This is a genomic window from Streptomyces sp. NTH33 (assembly GCF_003236365.1).
Taxonomy (GTDB): Bacteria; Actinomycetota; Actinomycetes; order Streptomycetales; family Streptomycetaceae; genus Streptomyces.
Genome location: NZ_POTZ01001037.1, coordinates 1 through 730, shown reverse-complemented (window position 1 = coordinate 730; position 730 = coordinate 1). Strand labels below are relative to the sequence as shown.

The following is a 730-nucleotide window of genomic DNA, read 5'->3' as shown; positions in this document are numbered from 1 at the left end:
GCCCAGGAGGACGCCTCAGCCCACCGCCGCGTAGTTCTCGTACACCTGGCCGTCCTCCAGAGGCACCAGGCCCACCCCGCGCTCGTACTCCATGCGCGCGGTCTCCAGCAGCCGGCGCCAGGACGTGACGGTCGGCCGCCGGCGCAGCAGTGCGCGGCGCTCACGCTCCGTCATGCCTCCCCAGACGCCGAACTCCACGCGGTTGTCGAGCGCGTCGGCGAGGCACTCGGTGCGAACCGGGCATCCGGTGCACACCGCCTTGGCCCTGTTCTGCGCTGCTCCTTGAACGAACAGTTCATCCGGATCGGTAGTGCGGCAGGCCGCCTGCGCACTCCAGTCGGTTACCCAGCCCATACCGGCGCCGTCCTCTCCCGAATCGAGGCTCCCCCACGGCGGCAGCGGCATATTCACCGCCGCCAGTTGAGGACGTTACGGAAGGTGGGCACGGCGCAACACCCCCAGCGGGCCCAATCTTGAATGGTCCGAACGGACTATGGGGAAGCGGCAGATCACCCGGGGGAGTGAGCTGGCGACATGTGCGACATTACCGGCGCCATGGGGCATTCACGGTGCGCCACAACGGACGCCAGGTGGCACACGAGGCGAATTCGGGCACGCCCCCAACGCACCCTCGTGGCACACCCCGACACGTCCCCCGGACCACCCCACCCAAAAAAGTCGAGCGGACCCGGAACGTTTCGAGGCCGCCGGACGTATTGATACCTGTCTC

At 68.2% G+C, this 730-nt stretch carries 1 protein-coding gene; it reads right to left on the bottom strand.

What is annotated here, in order from left to right; all coding sequences use genetic code 11:
• Positions 1–15: 15 nt before the first annotated feature.
• Complete coding sequence (wblA, locus tag C1I97_RS38315) at positions 16–354, bottom strand: transcriptional regulator WblA (RefSeq protein ID WP_181447120.1); 339 nt, start codon at positions 352–354, stop codon at positions 16–18.
• Positions 355–730: the final 376 nt, after the last annotated feature.